Raw genomic sequence first — 21,366 nt, 5'->3', positions numbered from 1 at the left:
TTTTTAATAGGTTACCCTTCATAACTGTTCCGCCATTTTAATAGTTTCCGTTCGAGCATTCTGACCAATGCATCTGTCAGCTTGCCGACAGCCGCAAAAATGATAATGCCGACAAACACCTTATTTGTCTGTGAAAATTGTCTGGCATCCATAATCATATAACCGACGCCCTCGCTCGATCCCATCAGTTCCGCCACCACGAGACCGAGCCACGCAATGCCCAGAGAGAGCCTGATGCCGAGCAGGGTATTCGGCAGAGATGCCGGAAGAATTAATTTCGTCATCTGCTGATACCAGTTAAATTCCAGCACCCGCGCGACGTCAAACAGCTTCGCGTCCACACTGCGGATTCCGAGAAACGTATTAATGTACACGGGGAAAAAAGCCCCCAATGCGATCAGCAGAATTTTTGATGTCTCATCAAACCCGAACCACAAAATAAACAGAGGAGTCACGGCCAAGTGCGGAACCGTTCTGAGCATTTGAAGAGACGGATCAAGATATGCTTCCGTCCGCTTTGAGAAACCGACCAGCAGCCCGAAAACAAGTCCGAGGCCCGCGCCAAGCAGAAATCCGGCAGCCGCCCTGTATAAACTGATCTCTAAATGACCCCACAGTTCACCTGAAAGAAGAAGTTCCTGAAACGTCTGCAAGATGACGACAGGTGACGGGAGCACCGTTGTCGAGACGATGCCCAGACTTGCGATAACCTGCCATACTGCGATGACCGCAGCCGGGAGTACAACCCCTTTCATCCATTGGTATGAATACTTCCGGGATCTTGCCAGAGCTTTCTTTTCTGATTGGCTTATTGCGCCGGCAGCCGTTGATACTTCTGCTTTCATTACTTGCCATCCCCCGTTTCAAGCGCTTTTTTAATAAATGAATTGTCGACAACGTCTTTTACATGAATTTTCTTATGAATCGCTTTTGTTTGATATTGAAAATCAGCGGTTTCCTGCTGGGCTTTGACAATATCATCATTGATCGGTTCATTGAGAGGCTCAGTATTGTTAAGCACGTTTCTGACGACTTTCGGATCAAGATGTTTGATTTTCGCATATAAAGAGACAGCTTCATCTTTGTGTTCCTTTTGCCATGCAACTGCTTTATTGAACACTTTCAGAAATCGGACAACCTCATCCGGGTGTTCTTTGGAAAATCCCGTTCTGACTAACGTGAAACCGGGAGAATATAAATCTGTGCTTTCTCCGTTCGCCAATATTTCCGCCCCGTGCTGCAGCGTTTCAATCGACAAATACGGCTCCCAAATGGACCATGCGTTAACTGATTTGTTTTCAAAAGCGGAAACCGCCTCATCAGGCTGAAGCTGGATGATGGTGACGTCATCGGCGGAAAGCCCTGCTTTATCTAAAGCTTTATAGAGAAAATCAAAGCCGCTGCTGCCTTTGGCTACAGCGATTTTTTTACCTTTCAATTCTTTCAGGCTCTGAATCCCGCTGCCCTTGTTTACGAGAATGCCATTTGCCTTTAACCCGTCCTGAGACAGCCCGATCTCTTTAAAATCAATTCCAGCCGCCTGACCGGAAATGACCGGTGAATTGCCGACCTGGGAAAAATCAAGCTTATCGGCGGCAAGACCTTCAAACTGCGGAGGACCGCTTTGAAATTCGACCCATTTTACTTTTATTCCGTCTTTTTTGAAGGCCTCTTCAAACCAGCCTTTTTCCTTGGCAATGAGAAGCGGGCTTAAACTCTGCTGGATGCCGATCCGGATTTCTTTCACCGTTTTCCCGCTCCCTCCTGTCCCGTCTGCACTGCATCCGGCTGACATCATGACTGCTGCGGCTAAAAGAATGATGATTTTTTTCACTTCGCTTCGTCCCTTCTATATCCCGGACCCATCCGCAAACCGGAGGTCTTCCGTTTTCTCAAACTCAGAAAGCACCTTCTGCCGGACGGCCTGAAAATCCGCTGAGGTCCGATTGCGCGGATGCGGAAGCTGAATCGGCATCAGGCTGTGCAGCCGGCCGGGCTTTGCCCTGAGGATCGCCAGCTTATCGCCTAAATAGACGGATTCATCAATATCATGCGTGACCAGAATCATCGTCGTTTTTTTCTCGCTCCATATATCAAGCAGCACATCCTGCAAATGTTTTCTCGTAAAAGCGTCAAGCGCCCCGAACGGTTCATCTAAAAGCAGCACCTCCGGCTCGCGCAAAAGGGCTCTGGCGATGGCAACCCGCTGCGACATGCCGCCGGATAATTCGCGCGGATAAGCGTTCTCCGCTCCCTGCAGCCTGACAACCTCAATCAGATCATCCACTTTTTTCCGAACGGCCGGGTCGTTCATATTGAGATCGGCAGCGATGTTTTGTTTTACCGTCAGCCAGGGAAACAGCCGGTGCTCCTGAAAGATAAATCCCTGCCGGATGCCCGGTCCCGATACATTGCGGCCGTTTATTGTGACAGAGCCTTTATAATCGGTATCAAGACCGGCAATCAATTTTAAAAGCGTGCTTTTGCCGCATCCGCTCGGCCCGATGACAGTCAAAAATTCTCCCGATGCAATTGACAGCTCAATATCATTCAGCACCGGCGTTTTCCGGCCTTCATGCTCAAAAGCTTTTTCTTGTATGCTGATGGTTACAGCCATCTGTCTTCCCCTCTCTTTCTGCCGCGTGCGATCGAAAAACAAAAAGGCCCCCATCTCCGATTGCTTGCAGAGATGGGAGCCTTCGGCGGTCCGATCGGCAACCCGTTTGTTTTTAAATTTGAATATCATGTTAATTCAAATTATTCCGACTTGTCAACTGTTTTTTATAAGGATTAAAATACGCCCTCCGGCATAACCCTGCCAGAGAGCGCATCGGCTGTATCACGTATTTACTTCCTTTTCTTGACGGGCGATTTTCAATAATGTCCGCGCGTTGTTGCCGAAAATGTTCTCTATATCTTCTTCCCGCATATTGATTTCCCGGCAGGTCCTCACCTGCTCCTGAAGATATCTGTATACATATCCTCTCGGAAATCCGTTCGAATCCGTCCCGAAGATGATCCGTTCAGCACCGATTAATTCAGATGTCTTCCGAAACAGAATTTCCAAATCAAGCGGGTACGGCATCCACCTCATCCACTGATTTGAGCCGGACGTGTCAATATACACATTCGGGCAGCTCCAGCACAGCTGCAGCAGTTCCTGATAATATCCGGCGCCGAAATGCGGAATGATGAACGGGATATCAGCATACTCTCTCGCGACGCGATAGATGGAGAGCGGGTTGATGTTGCGATGGCTGACAATGCCCCCCGCTCTTCCTAAAAGCCCGAAGTGAATTAATACAGGCAGCCTTTTGTCAGCCAGATACGTCCACAGCTTTTTCAGCGACGGATCATGAAAATCGATGTCTGTCAGCGGCCCGAACAGTTTATATCCTTTCAGACCGAGCTCTTCTACCGCTCTTTTCAGCTCTTCATACGCATCCTCCCGCTCCAAAGGATGATATGCAAATCCGGTAAATCTCGCGGGATTGGCTTGAATAAACGCCGCCATCCGGTCATTGCTCTCTGCTGTTAAAAAATTCAGCACGTCAATGCCATACTTATCTAATTCATTCTCCCATCTTGTCATCAAAGCGATTTCGCCGTCATCGCCCTCAACATCATGCGGATCAGGAAAATCCCAAGTCAGATTCATTCTTTCTGACCGCTCCCGGTTATAATCGGAAAATGTCTTATCGTTTTTGCCGAAATAAAGGCTGTACGGCAGATGACCGTGAATATCGACAGGTTTAAAATGCTGCCGGAAAAGCATACAATCGCCGCCTCCCTTACCGCCTGACAATAAAAAAAGGCCCTTATCCAGTGAAGAATAAGAGCCTCTTGTGTCCAAGTCAGCGGTTTCTATTTTTTCTCATCTTAAACCCATTATTCCCGTCAGTCAAGTATGCTTTCAAACCCAAACCCTTTTTTCGATAATAAAAATAATTATTTTATAATCATTATAAAATAATATTGACTTTTTAATGATAGGTGATATTATATTTTTATAAATCTAAAGAGGTGATCACATGAGTTCAAATAAATTGACAACCAGCTGGGGCGCTCCTGTCGGAGATAACCAAAACTCAATGACGGCCGGCGATCGCGGTCCTGCTTTAATACAAGACGTCCATCTGCTTGAGAAATTGGCGCACTTTAACAGAGAACGCGTTCCCGAGCGTGTCGTTCACGCAAAAGGCGCGGGCGCACACGGTTATTTTGAAGTCACAAATGACGTTACAAAATATACGAAAGCCGCATTTCTGTCAGAAGTCGGTAAACGCACGCCGCTCTTCATCCGTTTCTCAACCGTTGCGGGCGAACTGGGCTCTAGTGACACAGTGCGCGACCCGCGCGGATTTGCCGTTAAGTTTTATACAGAAGAAGGAAACTACGACATCGTCGGAAACAATACACCCGTGTTCTTCATCCGCGATGCCATCAAGTTCCCTGACTTTATCCATACACAAAAAAGAGATCCGAGAACACATCTGAAAAACCCGACGGCCGTTTGGGATTTCTGGTCTCTGTCACCGGAATCCCTGCACCAGGTCACCATTCTGATGTCAGACCGGGGCATTCCGGCGACTCTTCGCCATATGCACGGATTCGGAAGCCATACATTTAAATGGACAAATGATAAAGGCGAAGGCGTCTGGATCAAATATCACTTTAAAACAGAGCAAGGCGTGAAAAACCTTGATGTTAATACAGCCGCAAAAATCGCGGGCGAAAATCCCGATTACCATACGGAAGATTTGTTCAATGCGATTGAAAACGGCGATTTCCCCGCATGGAAATTATATGTTCAAATCATGCCGTTAGAAGACGCAAACACATATCGCTTTGATCCGTTTGACGTCACAAAAGTATGGTCTCAAAAAGACTATCCGCTCATTGAAGTCGGCCGCATGGTTCTGAACCGCAATCCGGAAAATTACTTTGCGGAAGTAGAACAGGCGACGTTCTCTCCCGGCACATTAGTCCCCGGCGTCGACGTCTCACCTGACAAAATGCTTCAAGGCCGGTTGTTCGCATACCATGACGCGCATCGCTACCGTGTCGGCGCGAACCATCAGGCGCTGCCGATCAACCGTTCCCGCAATGAAGTGAAAAACTATCAGCGTGACGGACAAATGCGTTTTGATGATAACGGCGGCCGCTCTGTCTATTACGAGCCTAACAGCTTCGGCGGCCCGAAAGAGTCACCTGAAGATAAACAGGCGGCATATCCTGTATCAGGTTTCGCTGACAGTGTAAGCTATAATCATCATGATCATTACACACAAGCCGGCGACCTGTACCGCCTGATGAGCGAAGAAGAGCGCGCGCGCCTTGTCGCCAATATCGTCAGTGCGATGAAACCTGTGGAAAAAGAAGAAATTAAGCTGCGCCAGATCGGCCACTTCTACAAAGCTGATCCTGAATACGGCAGACGCGTTGCCGAAGGACTCGGACTGCCATCACCAAAATAACATCAAAAAACCTGCCGGTCTGCCCGGCAGGTTTTTCCTGTTTATTATCAATAAAACCGTTTTTTTCTCAATTATACGAAGTGGCATGCCGCAAAATGATGAAGCCCTTTTTCTGACAGCGCCGGACTTTTCTCAGCACATATCTTCTTGGCTGCCGGGCATCTCGTTCGGAATTTACAGCCTGAAGGCGGATCAGAGGGGCTCGGTATATCACCCTTTAAAATTATCCGCTCCCTTTTCGCTCCGGGATCAGGAACAGGCACGGCTGATAACAGCGCTTTCGTATAAGGGTGAAGCGGCCGTGAAAAGAGCTCCTCCTTTGACGCGTATTCCACAATCGTCCCTAAATACATAATGGCGACCTTCGTACATAAGTGCTCCACCACGCTTAAATCATGAGAAATGAACAAATATGACAGCCCGTGCTGTTTTTGAAGGCTGCTGAACAAATTGATCATCTGCGCCTGGATGGAGACATCTAACGCCGCCACGGGTTCATCCATAATGATAAATTGCGGCTTGAGCGCCATCGCTCTTGCAATCACGATCCGCTGCCGCTGCCCTCCGGAAAATTCATGCGGATAACGGTCGATAAAGTTTGCGGAAAGTCCGCAGGCTTCAAGAACTTCCGCCGCTTTATCACGCGCATTCCGCTTCACCGCCAATTGATGCTCGATCATCGCTTCACCAATGGCTTCTCCGATCCGGCGCCGGGGATTTAAAGAACTGAACGGATCTTGAAAGATGAGCTGCGCTTCTGATCTGAAAGTTTTGAGCTCGCGCCGGCTCATCCGAAACACATCACGCCCCTGAAAAAACACCTCTCCCGCTGTTTTTTCATGAAGCCTCAAAATGGTCTTGCCGATTGATGACTTTCCGCTGCCCGATTCTCCCGCTAAGCCGAACACTTCTCCCTTTTCTATCGTAAAACTGACACCGTCAACCGCTTTTACGGGATTTTTGCGGGTCTTTCTCATCCCCCCATGCTCCTCGTAATATTTTTTCAGCCCCTTGACCTCCAGCAACACATCACTCATCTGCTTTCTCCTCTCTGTAAAGCCAGCACGCCGCCTGATGCCCCTTCCCGAATTCAGTAAAATGCGGGCTCGATCTCCGGCATATTTCCGTGCTGTGTTCACATCGCTCCGCAAAATAACAAGACGATCCCGACAGGTCCGCAAGCTCGGGGACCTGCCCCGGAATGGTGTACAGCATCTCCCTTCTTTGACCGATAACCGGCTTGGCCGCGAGCAGCCCTTTCGTATACGGATGCTTCGGATCAGAAAACAGCTTTGCAACCGGTCCTTCCTCCACAATTTTTCCCGCATACATGACAATCACATAATCAGCCATTTCAGCAACCACGCCAAGGTCATGAGTAATGAATAAAATAGACGTGCGGAATTGCTTTTTCATATCCCGCAATAAATCCAATATCTGCGCCTGAATGGTTACGTCAAGCGCTGTCGTCGGCTCGTCGGCAATGATCAATTTCGGTTCGCAGCTTAGCGCGACAGCCGTCATGATGCGCTGCAGCATGCCGCCGCTCAGCTCATGAGGATATCGGTGCATAACCTGCTCGGCATGCGGGATCTCCACTAACGTGATCAGTTCAACGGCCTTCCGCCACGCTTCTTTCTTACTCAGCAACAAATGTTCGCGAATCGGTTCGGCCAGCTGCTCACCGATTGTAAACACCGGATTCAAAGATGTCATCGGTTCCTGAAATATCATCCCGATTTCGCTGCCGCGGATTTTCTGCATGTCTTTTGGTTTCAATTCCAACAGGTTCCGTCCGGAAAAATGCACCGCTCCCCGTTCGATTCTCCCCGTCTCGGGAATAAGCTGCATAATGGACAATGACGCCATGCTTTTCCCGCAGCCGGACTCCCCTACAATACAAACCGTTTCCTCCTCATGTATCGTAAAGCTGACATCGTCCACGGCCTTTACCGCCCCCTCCTCTGTATAAAAAGCCGTTTCCAAATGCATCACTTCTAAAAGCGGTTTTTTCATTTCATTTTCACCTGCCGTTTTACCTTAGGATCAAAAGCGTCTCTTAAACCGTCTCCAAGCAGATGAATCGCCACAACGGTCAGAAAAATGGCCGTTCCCGGCGGAATCCACAGCCACGGACGGAGTGTAAAATCCATAAAATGATTCGCAGCTTCCATCATGTTTCCCCAAGAAGGTGTCGGCGGAGCAACGCCAAGCCCGAGAAAACTCAGCGCCGATTCACTCAGCATCGCTCCCGCCACATGCAAAGTCGCCGCTACCAGTAATAACGGCAATGTATTGGGAAGCAAATGATAGAGGATTTTCCGTTTATCACTAAGCCCCAAAACTTCCGCGGCCATCATAAACGGCTGCTCCTTCAGCGACAAAATCTGTCCGCGTACAAGCCGCGCCAGACCGGGCCATCCGATCAAGCTTAACATCATCATAATCAGGTACATTCTGTGTTCAGAAGGCACTTTCCACTCCGACATCACCGCAGCCAAAATCAAAAGCAGCGGCAGTCCCGGGATGGACATGAGCATATCAGCAATGCGCATAATGATCATATCAGCGGCTCCCCGATAAAATCCGGCCGCAGCCCCGAGTAAAGAACCGATGACAAGCGACAGCACCATTGAAGCAAGCCCCACAGTCAGAGAAATCTGCCCCGCCAGCATCAGCCTCGTCAGCACATCTCTCCCGTACTGGTCAGTTCCCAGCCAATGATGGATTCCCGGCTGCTGATTGGCATTTGAAATATCCGTCCGATCTGTTATGTACAGAGAAAAAGACGGCCCGATAAAGCACAATAAAAACATAAAACATAAGAAAAGAAGACTGATGACCGTCAGCTTATGCTGCAGCAGGCGGCGGTACGTCTGCTTCCAAAGAGAAGGCGGCACCCCTTTTTGTTTTTTCATTCCGAACACCCCCTATTTCAGCCTGACCCGCGGATCAACCGCGGCATAAGCGATATCCGCCAAGAAGTTCCCCACAATCGTTAAACAAGACAAAAACAAGGTAAACGCCATCAAAACCGGATAATCACGATAATGCACAGATTCCAGCTGAATACGTCCGACACCCGGCCACCCGAAAATCTGTTCAATAATGATGGCTCCGGAAAACAGTCCCGGCAGTTCAAAAGCAAGCAGAGTGATGGCCGGAATGAGCGCGTTTTTCAACGCATGTTTCCAGATGACGGTGCGCTCTTTCAATCCCTTCGCTCTCGCCGTTCTGATATAATCCTGTCTGATCACGTCCAGCATGCCGGAGCGGAAATACCTTGTCAGCGAGCCGATGCCGAGCATAGATAAAATCACGACCGGAAGAATCATATGTCTGGCGGCTTCAAGCACGTACGAAAAACCTGTACTCGTGCTTCCGGTATCAATCATCCCGCCGACGGGCAATATTTTCAAATCCACCCCAAACCACTTAATAAACAGAAGGCTGATAAAAAAAGACGGGAACGCCATGGAAGCAAAAACAAGAAACGTCACGATCCCGTCAAACCATGAGTATTTCCTGACAGCGGATATGACACCCGTTATCATCGCGGCTGACCATGTGACAAGCAACGCCAAAAACGCGACAAAAAACGAATTCCAGACATATTTCCGAAGCAGTGACAGGACGTTCTCCTGATATTTCAAAGAAAACCCAAAATCTCCGCTGAGCACATTTCCGAGCCATGTCACATAGCGCTGCCAAATCGGCTGATCCAGCCCGTAAAGCGCTTTTAACTCCTGCGCTCTTTCAGGAGTCAGGTTTACATTGGAATCAATATAGTCGCCCGGCAGCATGGCGAATAAGAAAAAAATAATAAAGGACGTACCGAATAAGATCACAAGCATTTGAATGAATCGTTCTGCGGCATACCGTTTCACAAAAAGCCCCTCCTTTCCGCTGAAAGGGCAAAATCCCCGGGATGCACCGGGTATTTTGCCCAACCGTTCTATTGAATTGAGACATTTGAGAGACTTGAACTGATTCCAGAATAATTGTCAGGCTCAAGCCCTTTTATTTTTCCGCTGACCGCCCTTGCGCTCTGACGGTAATGAATCAGAATGTAAGGCGGGTTTTCCCCGAGCTCCCGGTACAGCTGGTGATAAATCTCTTTTCTTTTGCTGATATCAAGCGTGCCGGCTCCTTTCTCTATCAGCCGGTCCGCTTTTGGATTGGAATACCCCGTTACATTATTGGGATGGCCGGAAGCCAGCTTTTCCACCGTGTCATTCGGATCAAGAATCTGCGAGGTGGAAACGGCGGCAAGGTCATATTGTTTGTCATTTATTTTCGCTACTTCTGTATTAAAATCCATCACTTCCGGTTTTAATGAGATTCCGATGTCCGCGTAATTTTCTTTCGCGATCGGGATGAAATCATCATCTGCTTTAGACGTGTAATAGCTGATTTCAAGCTTTTTGCCGTTTTTTTCACGTACACCGTCTTTGCCCGTTTTCCAGCCTGCTTCATCGAGAAGCTTTTTGGCTTTTTCAGGGTTAAACGCGTACCGATTGACATCTTTGTCATCATAAGCCCACGAAACCGGAGACACCGGCACATTCGCGACTTCTCCGTAGCGTTTAAAGCGGACATCGACGATTTTTTGACGGTCAAGTCCGTAAATAAGCGCCTGGGACACTTCCTTATCTTGAAAAGGCGGACGCTTGTGATTGACGTACACAAGCCCGTAATCATTCACGACAGATACGCTTATATTGGCAAAACCGAGACTTTTTAAATGCTGAACCGTATCATCATCAGGTGAAAAAGAAGCGTAATCAAGGTCACCCGTTTCAAACAGCTGAAGGGAAGTTGACGGATCGATAATTTTATAAATCAGCTTTTCCGTTTTCGGTTTTCCTGCATAATAGTGTTCATTAGCCTGATAGCGTATTTCCTGTCCCGGAAGGTATTCTGTAAATTGATAAGGTCCCGCTCCGAGCGGTTTGGCATAAAGCTCTTTTAAATAGTCCAGTTTGCCGAATTGATAATTCTTTCCGTAGTAGGCTTCTGACAGCACCTGCCCGCCCAAAAGAAGCAGCGACTTCGCACTGACTTTCTCAGTCGTGATTTGAATGGTTCTGTCATCAAGGACACGAATGCCCTCTATCGTCTTTGCCTTTCCTTCTTTGTAAGCCTTACCGCCTTTAATATAAGCCGTGGTGATATCTTCATAGCCCGCGTATGCAGGATCATGCAACAGTGTTAAAGTGAATGCGGCATCCTTTGCGGTCAGCGGTGAACCGTCGCTGAAAACGAGATTTTTTCTTAAACGGAACGTGTATGTAAGCTGATCTTTGGAAATTTTCCAGCTTTCCGCAAGAGCCGGGGCAGGCTTCCCCGTTTTATCCAGTTTGACTAACGGTTCAAAAATAGGATCTGTCGCATTTCCGTCCCAGCCGTTTTCGTAAAAGTACGGCAGAAACACACCGCCCGGCGCGGAAATCCCAGCAACAAAAGTGTCAGTTCTGGCTTTCGATTTAGCGGGAATCGCCGCCGGATGAGAAGCTTTAAATTCCTTTGTCTTGACATGGGCAATACGTGTTTCTTCCTTTTTATCCGCCGCAGATGACGGTTCTTCCCCGGCGCTCCCTAACGCGCACCCTGATAACATGATGGATACCGACAGCGCGAGTACCGTTGTTTTTATCCTCCATTTTCTCTCCTTCATCTTTATCGAACCCCCGCATGCTTTTCATCTATCTTTATATAAATCTGCTCCATCTGTTCCTCATTTCTCATAATCTCCCGTTTGTTTTTCTCTACAAGCAGTTCGAAATTCAATGTGTGTTTTCTATACTTTTTTCGTTTTTTGCTCTTTTTGCGCACATGTGATACCTTTTTTAACGCCACTTTTCATCCCTCCGCTCTTCATTTCATTCATGACTTTCACGCAAAAAAGGCCCTTATCTGTTTAAAAGATAAGAGCCTTCGGTGATCCGATCAGCCATCGTTTGGAAATATGTAATGATTATGTTAATTCATACAATACCTACCTGTCAACTACAATTTAAAATATCGTTTCCTTCCGGGGGTTTTCCTCATACACTCTCTCATTTTTCCGCATATGCTAGAAAACATAGCAGAGTACAAGTGAAAGTGAGTGAGAATGTGGAAAAGACAACATTGACCGGCCGCATCGTCAAAAAAGATGACCCGGACTATAATGCTGCGAGAACCAATATCAATTTAAGCCTGCAAAGATATCCAGACATCATTGTGTTTTGTCAAAACAAACATGACGCCCTCAATGCGGTGAGATGGGCGCGTGAGAACAATGTGCCTTTCCGTATCAGAGGCGGAAGACACAGCTACGAAAATTTTTCCCTGTTAAATGACGGACTAGTCATTGATCTCAGTGAAATGAAGAAAATAAGAGTAAATGAGGATAAGCGGCTGGTCTCGATTGAAGCGGGAGCCGAATTGGGGGAAGTCTACCGGACACTTTGGCGGTACGGCTTGACTCTTCCTGCGGGAACCATTGCGAATGTGGGAATCACGGGGCTGACGCTCGGGGGAGGAATCGGATATTTAACAAGGACAGCCGGACTTACTTGCGATCGTCTCCTCCAGCTCGAAATGATCATAGCGGACGAAAAAGCGGGTGCTGACTTGATCACAGTCAACCGTTCAAAGCACTCTGATCTATTTTGGGCGTCTCAGGGAGGAGGGGGAGGCAACTTCGGCATTGTCACATCCATGATGTTTAAAGCCGTACCGATCTCGTGCGTGTCTGTTTTTTCTGTCACTTGGGGCTGGGATGATTTTGAGGAAGTATTTAACACATGGCAGCGCTGGGCTCCATTTATAGACAACCGGCTTACCTCATCAATTCAGTTTTGGCCTAAGGAAGTAAACCGCATAGAAGCGCTCGGTCAATTTACCGGGACAAAAGATGAGCTGAAAGAACTGCTGGCTCCGTTAATGAAAGCGGGAAAACCGACAAGCGGCATGGTCAAGACAGTGCCATTTATTAAAGCGGCAGCCTTTTTTAACAGCCCGGGAGGCAATCAGCCGCAAAAGATGAAGCGGTCAGGATCCTTTATTGAAAAACCATTATCAACACGCGCAATATCCACTTTAAAGCGCTATTTAGAGCACGCTCCGAACGAAAACGCCAGTGTCTGGCAGCAATCTCTCGGCGGGGCGGCCGGACGGATCGCTCCGGACCAAACGGCATTCTACTATCGCAACGCAATCATTGCCCAAGAATATATTACAACTTGGACATCTGCTGAAGAAGAAAGACAAAATGTCCGCTGGATCGAAGGACTGAGAACGTCCCTATCAAGAGAAACGATGGGAGATTACGTGAATTGGCCTGATAGAGAAATCAGAAACTGGCTGCAAACGTATTACGGAGAAAATGTTCACCGCCTCCGTCAAGTCAAAACGAAATACGATCCGGAAAATATATTCCGCTTTGAACAGAGCATTCCGCCGCTTCGCCGTTCACCGTTTTTCTAAAAAAGATGAAGATGGGCAAACTCCATCTTCATCTTTTCTTTTATTGATATAAGCGGCTTCCCTTCTCTGCAAACTCTTTTGCTTTTTCTTTCAGCCCTTCGTTGACGGCCTCGTCTTCAGTAAGTCCGTTTTCCTTCGCATAATCACGAATATCCTGAGAAATTCTCATACTGCAGAACTTCGGACCGCACATCGAACAGAAGTGAGCTGTTTTTGCGCCTTCAGCCGGCAGCGTTTCATCATGATATTCCATTGCTCTTTCAGGATCAAGCGACAAATGAAATTGATCACGCCACCGGAATTCAAACCGCGCCTTAGACAGAGCATCGTCACGGATCTGTGCACCCGGATGCCCTTTAGCAAGGTCTGCGGCATGTGCCGCGATTTTGTACGTAATGACGCCTTCTCTTACATCATCACGATTCGGCAGCCCCAAATGCTCCTTCGGCGTGACATAGCAAAGCATCGCCGTCCCGTACCAGCCGATCATCGCCGCGCCGATTGCTGAAGTAATGTGGTCATAACCCGGAGCGATATCCGTCGTTAATGGCCCGAGCGTGTAAAAAGGCGCCTCTTTACAAATTTCCAGCTGCTTGTCCATGTTTTCCTTAATTTTATGCATCGGCACATGACCCGGTCCTTCGATCATCACTTGCACATCGTGCTTCCACGCAATCTCCGTCAATTCTCCGAGAGTCTCCAATTCCGCAAACTGCGCTTCATCATTGGCATCCGCAATCGAACCGGGGCGAAGCCCGTCACCAAGAGAAAAAGCGATATCATAGGCCTTCATGATTTCACAAATTTCTTCAAAATGCGTGTACAGAAAGCTTTCCTGATGATGAGCCAGGCACCATTGCGCCATAATCGCCCCGCCGCGGGATACGATTCCCGTCGTGCGTTTAGCCGTTAACGGAACGTAACGAAGCAGTACGCCGGCATGGATGGTGAAATAATCCACGCCCTGCTCCGCCTGCTCAATCAATGTGTCACGATAAATGTCCCACGTTAAATCCTCGGCAATGCCATTAACTTTTTCAAGCGCCTGATAAATCGGCACCGTCCCCACAGGCACGGGGCAGTTGCGGATAATCCATTCACGCGTCGTATGAATGTCTTTTCCCGTGGATAAGTCCATCATCGTATCGGCGCCCCAGCGAATCGCCCACGTCATTTTTTCGACTTCTTCTTCGATAGAAGATGTAACAGCCGAGTTGCCGATATTTGCATTGATTTTCACATGAAAATTCCGGCCGATAATCATCGGCTCGCTTTCCGGGTGGTTGACGTTAGAAGGAATAATCGCCCGTCCGCTCGCCACCTCTTCCCTGACAAATTCGGGAGACACATGCTCACGTATTGCGATAAACTCCATTTCCGGCGTAATGATGCCTTTTCTCGCATAATGCAATTGTGTTACATTTTTCCCCGGCTTGGCCCGAAGCGGTTTCCGCTGTAGGCCGGGGTATTCGGCGGCACGGCCCTCTTTTTTATAGCCGTTGTCTTCAGGTCTCACGGTCCGGCCGTTATATTCTTCTACATCTCCGCGCCCGGTAATCCACTTTGTGCGGAGCGCCCCCAGCCCTTCATGAATATCAATCTGTACATCCGGGTCTGTATACGGCCCGCTCGTATCATAAACACGGACCGGCGCATTCTCCTCTTCCCCGAATGCCCCTGTAGTCGCACTCAGGCTGATTTCCCGCATCGGCACTCGTATATCGGGCGAAGAACCTTCTGTATAAACCTTTTTACTGCCGGAAAAACTCGACATAATGGAAATGTTCGCTTGCTGTACTGATTGATTTTGCATACAAATCTCTCCTTTATCATTTGAATAACAGAACCAAGCTCAGCACCAGCACAAAAAAACCGGGTTCAAAGAAGAACCCGGTTTTTGCAGTCAGAAAGAAACTATTATTGTTTTCATCAACAATAATAAAACGTTTACTTCCCCACGCTGGTACGAACCAGATCAGGTCCAAAGGGTTAAGAAGCCGCCGCTTCTCTCTCAGCCCGCTCAGACGGGCACCCCCAGTAACTATTGATTTCGCTCTCATCGTAACATAAGTTGTGTACAAAAAAAAGCATATTATCAAAATTCAGATAACGGTACGGTCATAAGCTCTGTTTCCCGAACGCCTTTTTCGGTATTAAAAACCCGATAACCCTTTGCGGTTTCCCGGGAAGAGACAGCCCGGAACAGCTGACCGTCTTTATAATGAAGCGCAGCGCCGTCATCAGCGGCATAACCCTCCCTGAGTTTCATTTCTGAAATCAGACGGTGATACACCGGCCGGCGCTCCGCTTCTCCGTCATAGTGCGGACAAAAGCTTCCCGGCAAAAATCCTAAAGCTCTTAACTCTCTCAAATCTCCAGCCGAATCCGTCAATCCTTCTTCATACCAGCAAATCGCCCCGGCGCTGAGACCCGCCAACATGATGCCGTTTTCCCAAGCCTCACGAAGAATAAGGTCAATCCCCCACTCTTTCCATAAGACAAGCATATTGCGCGTATTTCCGCCGCCGACATATATAATATCTTTCTTCATGAGAAAGGATCTGAGATCAGAACCCGGCGGTTTAAACAGCGACAAGTGATCCGGCTCACACCGCAGCTTTTGAAAGGCCTGATAAAACCTGCCGATATAATTCTCCGAATCTCCGCTTGCCGTCGGCAAAAAACAAATTTTCGGCTCTGACCGCGCCGACTGCTCTAAAATATACTGATCCAGCACAAGATGATCCGGCTCCATGGAAAAGCCCCCGCCGCCCATTGCAATAATCTGCTTCAATGTCATCACCTCTTTTTTCCTCTAGTATAACAGCTCATAAAAAGGCGTTATCCCAATTTCGGATACCGCCTTTAAAAAGTATTTGTTATCTGAAAAATGAAAACGCACCGTATAACACAACGGAGATCCCCGCGGCGATAAGCGCTGGAACAAGCTTCGAACGGGCATACTTCACAACATCGATCCCCAACACCGTACAGGTTGTCACCGTATTATCACTGAGAGGAGAAGCAAACGCTCCAAATGTTCCGCTCGCAAACACGGCCCCGATCGCTAATAATAAGCTGGTATGTGACTGAACCGCCAGCGTTACGCCGAGCGGCATTAATAGCCCCCAAGTCCCCCAGGATGACCCGATAAAATAGGATATAACAGCCCCCAGTATAAAAAGAGACGGCGCAATAAACATATGAGGGATCCATGACGTTAAATGAGAAGTAACATATTTCGAGAATCCAAGGTCTTCAGATACTGCTGTTACGGCCCAAATCAGCGATAACATAATAATAACGTTGACCAATTCGTTTCCGCCCTTAATAAAATGGGTAACAAGCTCGCCTGCATGAAAACGCTGAAACATAAAAAGAGCAAATGCTGCAATAACCGCTGCCAATAATGCGGTTAACATGACGCCAAGCATATCGCTTTTGATAAAAGCATTCAAAAACCCTTGTGCTTTTGAATGGCCGTCCCACCAGCTGAGAAAGAGTGTTAATAGCAAAAACAGCCCGATCGGAATGATTAAATTCCACGGCCGAATCGGTGTTTCCTTAATATAAGCACGGTGCGCCGAATCCAGCTCCTCCTGCTGGTCAGCATGCTCATCACTTTTGAACATTCCCGTATGTTCACCGTGAAAATCTGAGATCGTCCCTGTTTCCATGTTGAATGAACCTGAGCCTTTTGAAAGCAACACACCGCTGTTCCGCGGAATCGGTTCCGTATTTTTGTTATGTTTGCGAGCAGAAGTTTGTCCGCTCTTTTCTGTTTTTTCTAAGCTTTCGTCCGCTTTTTGTTTCTTAAAAAAGCAGTAATAAATTCCGACTACTATAATCACAATGGAGAAAAAATTGAAGGGAATACTTTTCACATACACCGTGTAAGCCGGCTGATCTATTCCTGACGTTTTAAGGGCCTGTCCGATAATGGAAACCATGTAGCCGACAAATGCCGTTGCTATCGGAATCAAGGCAATGACAGGGTTTGCCGTAAACTCAATGGCATACGCAATTTTCTGTTTCGACAGGTCCAGACGCTTGCTTAAAGCTTTCATGATCGGTGCAATTGTGACGATGCGAAAGTCCGGTTCACTGAACGTGCCAAATGTCGACAGCCATGCAAGCAGCATCGCACCTTTTTTGGTTTTAACTTTTTTACTGATCAAATGGACGAATCCTTTTATCCCGCCGGTCAGCTTTATAATCCCTACAAGGCCGGCAAATGAATATAGAAACACAATGATTCTAATATTATTGGTGACGACAATGTTGCTGATTACATATTGAACCATATGCTCAATCCCGCCAAGCAAGCTGGGATGCAAAAGATAGCTTCCGACCAGCAAACCGACAAACAGACCGGACTGCACTTGCTTTGTAATGATTGAAATGGGAATGACCAGAATAAATGGGATAAGACAAGCCCAAGTCCCTTCCATAAAAAACACCTCTTTCAAAGAACTTCTTGTTAGTATCTTTGAAAAAAGCGGATTTATACAATTGCTCGCGTATCATGTTTTCACAAGCCTTGGAGGATATTTTCACACAACAAAAAAGGCTTCTACATATTGTAGAAGCCTTTGTATACCGGTGGCCGGGGTCGAACCGGCACTCCAGAAGGAACACGATTTTGAGTCGAAAAGTTCCTTCTGCACCTAATTTTATTATCGTTAATTTCCCGGTGGTATTAAGTAATTCTGCAGATAATTTAAGTCTAGAATAATTTTGTATTAACACGACTTGTTCTTAACAATACTATATTCTGCAGAGATAAATAAAGAATATTTTTGTGCATTATGTTACCAGGGACAATATTGTAACGTTAGACATGTTTTAAAATTATTGCCTTTATCTCTTCATAAACTTCAATATTCTCAAATTCTAAATCATCTAGATTATGATAAATTTTTCTTTCAAGGATAATCCAGTAGGTGCTTCCTTTTTTCATTTTATTTTGTACGAAACCTCTTAAGTTATCTCCTATTGCTTCTTCAATTGAAAAATCTTTAAAGAATGACCTAAGCGTTCTATTAGTAATCAGTAACAATTGCTTATTAAGGTTCTGATTATTAAAGATATCTTTAAAAACTTCAACATTTATTTTGTCGGCAGAATCGTATTCCTTATCTGCATGTTTATTGACCATTTCTGTAATTAGTAAATAATATGTTGCAATAAAAAGGAATGCTGAATTAACTCTAAAGTCATTTGATCCACTCTTATATTTTAGTTCTTCTTTAGCATACATTAAAATTAAATAAGGAAAGAGAAAATGTTCTAAAGGTAGACCTTTAGTTTCTTCATTCATTATATCTTTCCACCTACTACCTACTGGAGTCAATTCGTTAGCTCGCCCATAAGCTACATTCGGCATTAGTTTTATAGCAGCTGTAAAAGATTGAATTACTTCTTTTGCAGGCAGAACGTATTTTTTCTTTCTATTAACACTTCCAAGCAAATAATTATAACTATCATTACCTCTATAGGACTCTTGTTCTTTTCGATCTAAAGTTATGAATGCCCCTCTTTGTATTTCATAAAAATAACCCAAATTTTTCATTCGATCTTTTAAGCCATTTTGAAATCTGTCTAAAGCATAAAAATCCAGCCCTCTAACAGCATTTTGGCTATTTGTGTACCTTGTAATATTGTCTCTTAACTCTTTCTTTTGAGATTCCTCAGCACTTCGTTTAGTTTTAATCACTTTCACAAGCAAGTGTCCATTGGATTCTAAAGCAGAGAGTTCTTTATTGGTCTTGTGCTTATAGAAATCCCCCAGAGTTTTGGCAGTTTGGCACCCATTAACTATTTGCGGTGCTTTCATTACTAAACTCCCCATAGTCTCATAGTACTCATCACAAACCACAGTAACCCCATTATTGTAATACCAAAAGTTCTCAGGTTCATTTCTTATAGTATCTTTAATACCTTTGTTAATTTTAGTACTCTTTAGATAGTTTCTTATATTTGAATGGAAGAGAAGGTTTTCACCTTCGTTAACAAATTGAGAAAAGTCTTTAACTCTTACTTTTGCTACAGTCGTTTCGAAAGTAGAGAAATTCTCTTCTATATTCAACCTGAACGTTTTTTCACGAAAGTCTTTTGGTAACAGTCCCTTTTTTATTTCTATACTTTCCTGAATATCATCTAAATCATGTAAGAAGAAATTTAAATTCTTAAATTCCATACTAAGATGTTTTAAGTTGGATTTTATTTGCACTCTTTCCCAATCACTTATATGGTTGTTCGTAATATAGTAACAATTTATAGTCTCATCATTCTGATATGACTCTCTAACATTTTTACATGCTTCTTTTACAGAATCTCTTTCTGTAGTTGGTTCTTCTATACAAACTCGTTGGCAATCAGCTATAAACCTTTGTGTGGAGTCAATATTATGGGATGTCTTATACTTACTTTGTAATAAGTGAACTTCACCGTTATATTCAAAAACCGCGTCTAAACCGTTATCAAACTTCCCACCTATTTCTTTAGCTTCTGCTACTTCGTCTTCTCTTAACTCGAATATGTTATAAAGTATCCACTCACAAAAACTGTCCCCGACACTTACAGAGTCATTACTTCCACGCTCACTAAGATACTCTTCTATAGATTCTTCAATTTGATTTTGTAAAATTAGGTCGTATTTGTTCTTTTTTGCTACACCCACACTCATCTCTCCTTAGGTAATAACTTCACAGGATAATTTTAACACTAAATCTCTTAAAAAAGCACGTAAAGCCCTTAAGCGAGCATTGATAGTAATTATCCTGTTCCCTTTATAATTCTTCATGTACAGTATTACATTTTCCTTTGCGTGTTCTTCAGTAAAGTTGTACGGATTTAATAGTTGAGTATCTATTCTTTGATCTCTTAAGTTTATCAAAAAAGCACTAAATTCATTCGTGTATTATTTTATAGTGTGTGATCTTAAATTTTCGCAACTCACAGTTTATTGCCTCCTGAAATGATTCTACATATGACTTTGTTTCGCTTTCTAAGATACCCAATCCCTTTTCGTCTAAGATGTTTTTACATCTAGCCATCATGACAATTCCTCTTTCTCTGTGAACACGATTAGTGCACACGATTTGAAATTATATTGTCATGTGAATAAAAGCCATTAAAACAAGAAAAAACGCCTTCCTACACTACTGTAGAAAGACGTTAAAAACGTTAATATTACTTAATTCTTCTTTAATTGACGTTTTATAAAGTTAATACCGGTGGCCGGGGTCGAACCGGCACTCCAGAAGGAACACGATTTTGAGTCGTGCGCGTCTGCCAATTCCGCCACACCGGCATGTAATTCGTCGTGTTCAACCGACGTATATAAATATAACATGTATTTCATAAAACGTCAACGGTTTTAGCAAAGTTTTTTAAAAGGTAATGCAGTATATACGATACAAGCAAGAAACTTATATTGATAGTCATTACGTTTTTATTATATAAAAAAAGTGATCTGCAATATGCAAATCACTCTCATATATGTTTTATAATGTGAAAACTGATGACCAATTTAACATAGTTCGTTCAAAGTTAAATTGGTGCCGAGGGCCGGACTTGAACCGGCACGGTAGTCACCTACCGCAGGATTTTAAGTCCTGTGTGTCTGCCAATTCCACCACCCCGGCAATAGAAAGGCGACACCCGGATTCGAACCGGGGATAAAGGTTTTGCAGACCTCTGCCTTACCACTTGGCTATGCCGCCGTAATTTGGAGCGGAAGACGGGATTCGAACCCGCGACCCCCACCTTGGCAAGGTGATGTTCTACCACTGAACTACTTCCGCAACATGTAAAAGAACTTAATACATGTTATGCTGTTGTTTTTAAAAAAATGCAACTGGGCTAGCTGGATTCGAACCAACGCATGACGGAGTCAAAGTCCGTTGCCTTACCGCTTGGCTATAGCCCAATGATAAAATGGGGCGATTGATGGGAATCGAACCCACGAGTGCCAGAGCCACAATCTGGTGCGTTAACCACTTCGCCACAACCGCCATAATCTGAAGATGAATAAATAAAATAGTGGCAGGGGCAGTAGGAATCGAACCCACACCGGAGGTTTTGGAGACCTCTGTTCTACCGTTAAACTATGCCCCTATTTATAAAATGGTGGAGGGGGGCAGATTCGAACTGCCGAACCCTGAGGGAGCGGATTTACAGTCCGCCGCGTTTAGCCACTTCGCTACCCCTCCATCATTTAGAGTGCCGGCCAGAGGACTTGAACCCCCAACCTACTGATTACAAGTCAGTTGCTCTACCAATTGAGCTAGACCGGCAAATGGTGGCTCGGGACGGAATCGAACCGCCGACACACGGATTTTCAGTCCGTTGCTCTACCAACTGAGCTACCGAGCCTTTTTATAAATGGCGGTCCGGACGGGACTCGAACCCG

Annotated in this window: 16 protein-coding genes, 10 tRNA genes and 1 riboswitch; of the genes, 2 read left to right on the top strand and 24 right to left on the bottom strand. The window is 45.7% G+C overall.

Going from position 1 to position 21,366, the window contains the following annotated elements:
- Positions 1-11: 11 nt before the first annotated feature.
- The 4 genes from V7728_RS17075 to V7728_RS17060 form a co-directional block, all read right to left on the bottom strand.
- The gene (locus tag V7728_RS17075; RefSeq protein ID WP_099566513.1) at positions 12-845 is read right to left on the bottom strand and encodes an ABC transporter permease; all 834 of its coding nucleotides are present in this window, start codon (positions 843-845) and stop codon (positions 12-14) included.
- Positions 845-1,834, bottom strand: coding sequence for an aliphatic sulfonate ABC transporter substrate-binding protein (locus V7728_RS17070; protein WP_099566512.1), 990 nt, complete (start codon positions 1,832-1,834; stop codon positions 845-847). The genes V7728_RS17075 and V7728_RS17070 overlap by 1 nt, the downstream gene beginning before the upstream one ends.
- Positions 1,835-1,849: 15 nt before the next feature.
- A complete protein-coding gene (locus V7728_RS17065; RefSeq protein WP_015239445.1) occupies positions 1,850-2,617 on the bottom strand; it encodes an ABC transporter ATP-binding protein in 768 nt (255 codons plus the stop codon).
- A 222-nt stretch (positions 2,618-2,839) separates the two neighbouring features.
- Complete coding sequence (locus V7728_RS17060) at positions 2,840-3,775, bottom strand: amidohydrolase family protein (protein ID WP_033574447.1); 936 nt, start codon at positions 3,773-3,775, stop codon at positions 2,840-2,842.
- 256 nt (positions 3,776-4,031) lie between these two features.
- Between V7728_RS17060 and katA the strand changes: the two genes are divergently transcribed.
- A complete protein-coding gene (gene katA / locus V7728_RS17055; RefSeq protein ID WP_003155420.1) occupies positions 4,032-5,477 on the top strand; it encodes a catalase KatA in 1,446 nt (481 codons plus the stop codon).
- Between the two features lie 71 nt (positions 5,478-5,548).
- Here katA and V7728_RS17050 read toward each other — a convergent pair whose 3' ends face one another.
- The 6 genes from V7728_RS17050 to V7728_RS17025 form a co-directional block, all read right to left on the bottom strand.
- Positions 5,549-6,514 (bottom strand): ABC transporter ATP-binding protein, encoded by a 966-nt coding sequence (locus tag V7728_RS17050; protein WP_025284458.1) that lies wholly within the window; start codon positions 6,512-6,514, stop codon positions 5,549-5,551.
- Positions 6,507-7,493: an ABC transporter ATP-binding protein gene (locus V7728_RS17045; RefSeq protein WP_099566511.1), complete on the bottom strand. Its 987-nt coding sequence runs from the start codon at positions 7,491-7,493 to the stop codon at positions 6,507-6,509. The genes V7728_RS17050 and V7728_RS17045 overlap by 8 nt, the downstream gene beginning before the upstream one ends.
- Positions 7,490-8,395, bottom strand: coding sequence for an oligopeptide ABC transporter permease (gene opp4C / locus V7728_RS17040; RefSeq protein WP_099566510.1), 906 nt, complete (start codon positions 8,393-8,395; stop codon positions 7,490-7,492). The genes V7728_RS17045 and opp4C overlap by 4 nt, the downstream gene beginning before the upstream one ends.
- Positions 8,396-8,407: 12 nt before the next feature.
- Positions 8,408-9,364: an ABC transporter permease gene (locus V7728_RS17035; RefSeq protein WP_007408412.1), complete on the bottom strand. Its 957-nt coding sequence runs from the start codon at positions 9,362-9,364 to the stop codon at positions 8,408-8,410.
- 68 nt (positions 9,365-9,432) lie between these two features.
- Positions 9,433-11,154: an ABC transporter substrate-binding protein gene (locus V7728_RS17030; protein ID WP_099566509.1), complete on the bottom strand. Its 1,722-nt coding sequence runs from the start codon at positions 11,152-11,154 to the stop codon at positions 9,433-9,435.
- A gap of 2 nt (positions 11,155-11,156) precedes the next feature.
- Complete coding sequence (locus V7728_RS17025; protein WP_003155431.1) at positions 11,157-11,336, bottom strand: FbpB family small basic protein; 180 nt, start codon at positions 11,334-11,336, stop codon at positions 11,157-11,159.
- A gap of 258 nt (positions 11,337-11,594) precedes the next feature.
- On the opposite strand from V7728_RS17025, the gene V7728_RS17020 reads away from it, so the two are divergent.
- Positions 11,595-12,950, top strand: a complete 1,356-nt coding sequence (locus V7728_RS17020) for an FAD-binding oxidoreductase (RefSeq protein ID WP_099567262.1) — start codon at positions 11,595-11,597, stop codon at positions 12,948-12,950.
- A gap of 40 nt (positions 12,951-12,990) precedes the next feature.
- Here V7728_RS17020 and thiC read toward each other — a convergent pair whose 3' ends face one another.
- The 14 genes from thiC to V7728_RS16950 all read right to left on the bottom strand — a co-directional run bounded on the left by thiC (position 12,991) and on the right by V7728_RS16950 (position 21,329).
- The gene (thiC, locus tag V7728_RS17015) at positions 12,991-14,763 is read right to left on the bottom strand and encodes a phosphomethylpyrimidine synthase ThiC (protein ID WP_015239438.1); all 1,773 of its coding nucleotides are present in this window, start codon (positions 14,761-14,763) and stop codon (positions 12,991-12,993) included.
- A gap of 122 nt (positions 14,764-14,885) precedes the next feature.
- Positions 14,886-14,996, bottom strand: a riboswitch (TPP riboswitch).
- Positions 14,997-15,045: 49 nt separating this feature from the next.
- Complete coding sequence (locus V7728_RS17010) at positions 15,046-15,744, bottom strand: peptidase E (RefSeq protein ID WP_041482004.1); 699 nt, start codon at positions 15,742-15,744, stop codon at positions 15,046-15,048.
- An 85-nt stretch (positions 15,745-15,829) separates the two neighbouring features.
- Positions 15,830-17,401, bottom strand: a complete 1,572-nt coding sequence (locus tag V7728_RS17005; RefSeq protein ID WP_099566508.1) for a Na+/H+ antiporter NhaC family protein — start codon at positions 17,399-17,401, stop codon at positions 15,830-15,832.
- Between the two features lie 383 nt (positions 17,402-17,784).
- Positions 17,785-19,632 (bottom strand): AIPR family protein, encoded by a 1,848-nt coding sequence (locus V7728_RS17000; RefSeq protein ID WP_069013623.1) that lies wholly within the window; start codon positions 19,630-19,632, stop codon positions 17,785-17,787.
- A gap of 551 nt (positions 19,633-20,183) precedes the next feature.
- Positions 20,184-20,265 (bottom strand) — tRNA-Leu (locus V7728_RS16995).
- A 245-nt stretch (positions 20,266-20,510) separates the two neighbouring features.
- Positions 20,511-20,599, bottom strand: a tRNA-Leu gene (locus V7728_RS16990).
- 7 nt (positions 20,600-20,606) lie between these two features.
- Positions 20,607-20,677: transfer RNA gene (locus V7728_RS16985), tRNA-Cys, on the bottom strand.
- 6 nt (positions 20,678-20,683) lie between these two features.
- Positions 20,684-20,758 (bottom strand) — tRNA-Gly (locus V7728_RS16980).
- A gap of 53 nt (positions 20,759-20,811) precedes the next feature.
- Positions 20,812-20,883, bottom strand: a tRNA-Gln gene (locus V7728_RS16975).
- A gap of 9 nt (positions 20,884-20,892) precedes the next feature.
- Positions 20,893-20,968 (bottom strand) — tRNA-His (locus tag V7728_RS16970).
- A gap of 29 nt (positions 20,969-20,997) precedes the next feature.
- Positions 20,998-21,071 (bottom strand) — tRNA-Trp (locus V7728_RS16965).
- 10 nt (positions 21,072-21,081) lie between these two features.
- A tRNA-Tyr gene (locus V7728_RS16960) sits at positions 21,082-21,166 on the bottom strand.
- Positions 21,167-21,177: 11 nt separating this feature from the next.
- Positions 21,178-21,250, bottom strand: a tRNA-Thr gene (locus V7728_RS16955).
- A gap of 3 nt (positions 21,251-21,253) precedes the next feature.
- Positions 21,254-21,329 (bottom strand) — tRNA-Phe (locus V7728_RS16950).
- Between the last annotated feature and the right edge of the window lie 37 nt (positions 21,330-21,366).

This window comes from Bacillus sp. JHAA (assembly GCF_036961585.1).
Lineage (GTDB): Bacteria > Bacillota > Bacilli > Bacillales > Bacillaceae > Bacillus > Bacillus velezensis.
This window is presented reverse-complemented; position numbering and strand designations above follow the sequence as displayed.

Coding starts and splice junctions, on each gene's coding strand:
- V7728_RS17050 (WP_025284458.1), bottom strand. CDS start 6,514: ATGAGTGATGTGTTGCTGGAGGTCAAGGGGCTGAAAAAATATTACGAG.
- V7728_RS17075 (WP_099566513.1), bottom strand. CDS start 845: ATGAAAGCAGAAGTATCAACGGCTGCCGGCGCAATAAGCCAATCAGAA.
- V7728_RS17065 (WP_015239445.1), bottom strand. CDS start 2,617: ATGGCTGTAACCATCAGCATACAAGAAAAAGCTTTTGAGCATGAAGGC.
- V7728_RS17045 (WP_099566511.1), bottom strand. CDS start 7,493: ATGAAAAAACCGCTTTTAGAAGTGATGCATTTGGAAACGGCTTTTTAT.
- opp4C (WP_099566510.1), bottom strand. CDS start 8,395: ATGAAAAAACAAAAAGGGGTGCCGCCTTCTCTTTGGAAGCAGACGTAC.
- V7728_RS17005 (WP_099566508.1), bottom strand. CDS start 17,401: ATGGAAGGGACTTGGGCTTGTCTTATCCCATTTATTCTGGTCATTCCC.
- katA (WP_003155420.1), top strand. CDS start 4,032: ATGAGTTCAAATAAATTGACAACCAGCTGGGGCGCTCCTGTCGGAGAT.
- V7728_RS17030 (WP_099566509.1), bottom strand. CDS start 11,154: ATGAAGGAGAGAAAATGGAGGATAAAAACAACGGTACTCGCGCTGTCG.
- V7728_RS17060 (WP_033574447.1), bottom strand. CDS start 3,775: ATGCTTTTCCGGCAGCATTTTAAACCTGTCGATATTCACGGTCATCTG.
- thiC (WP_015239438.1), bottom strand. CDS start 14,763: ATGCAAAATCAATCAGTACAGCAAGCGAACATTTCCATTATGTCGAGT.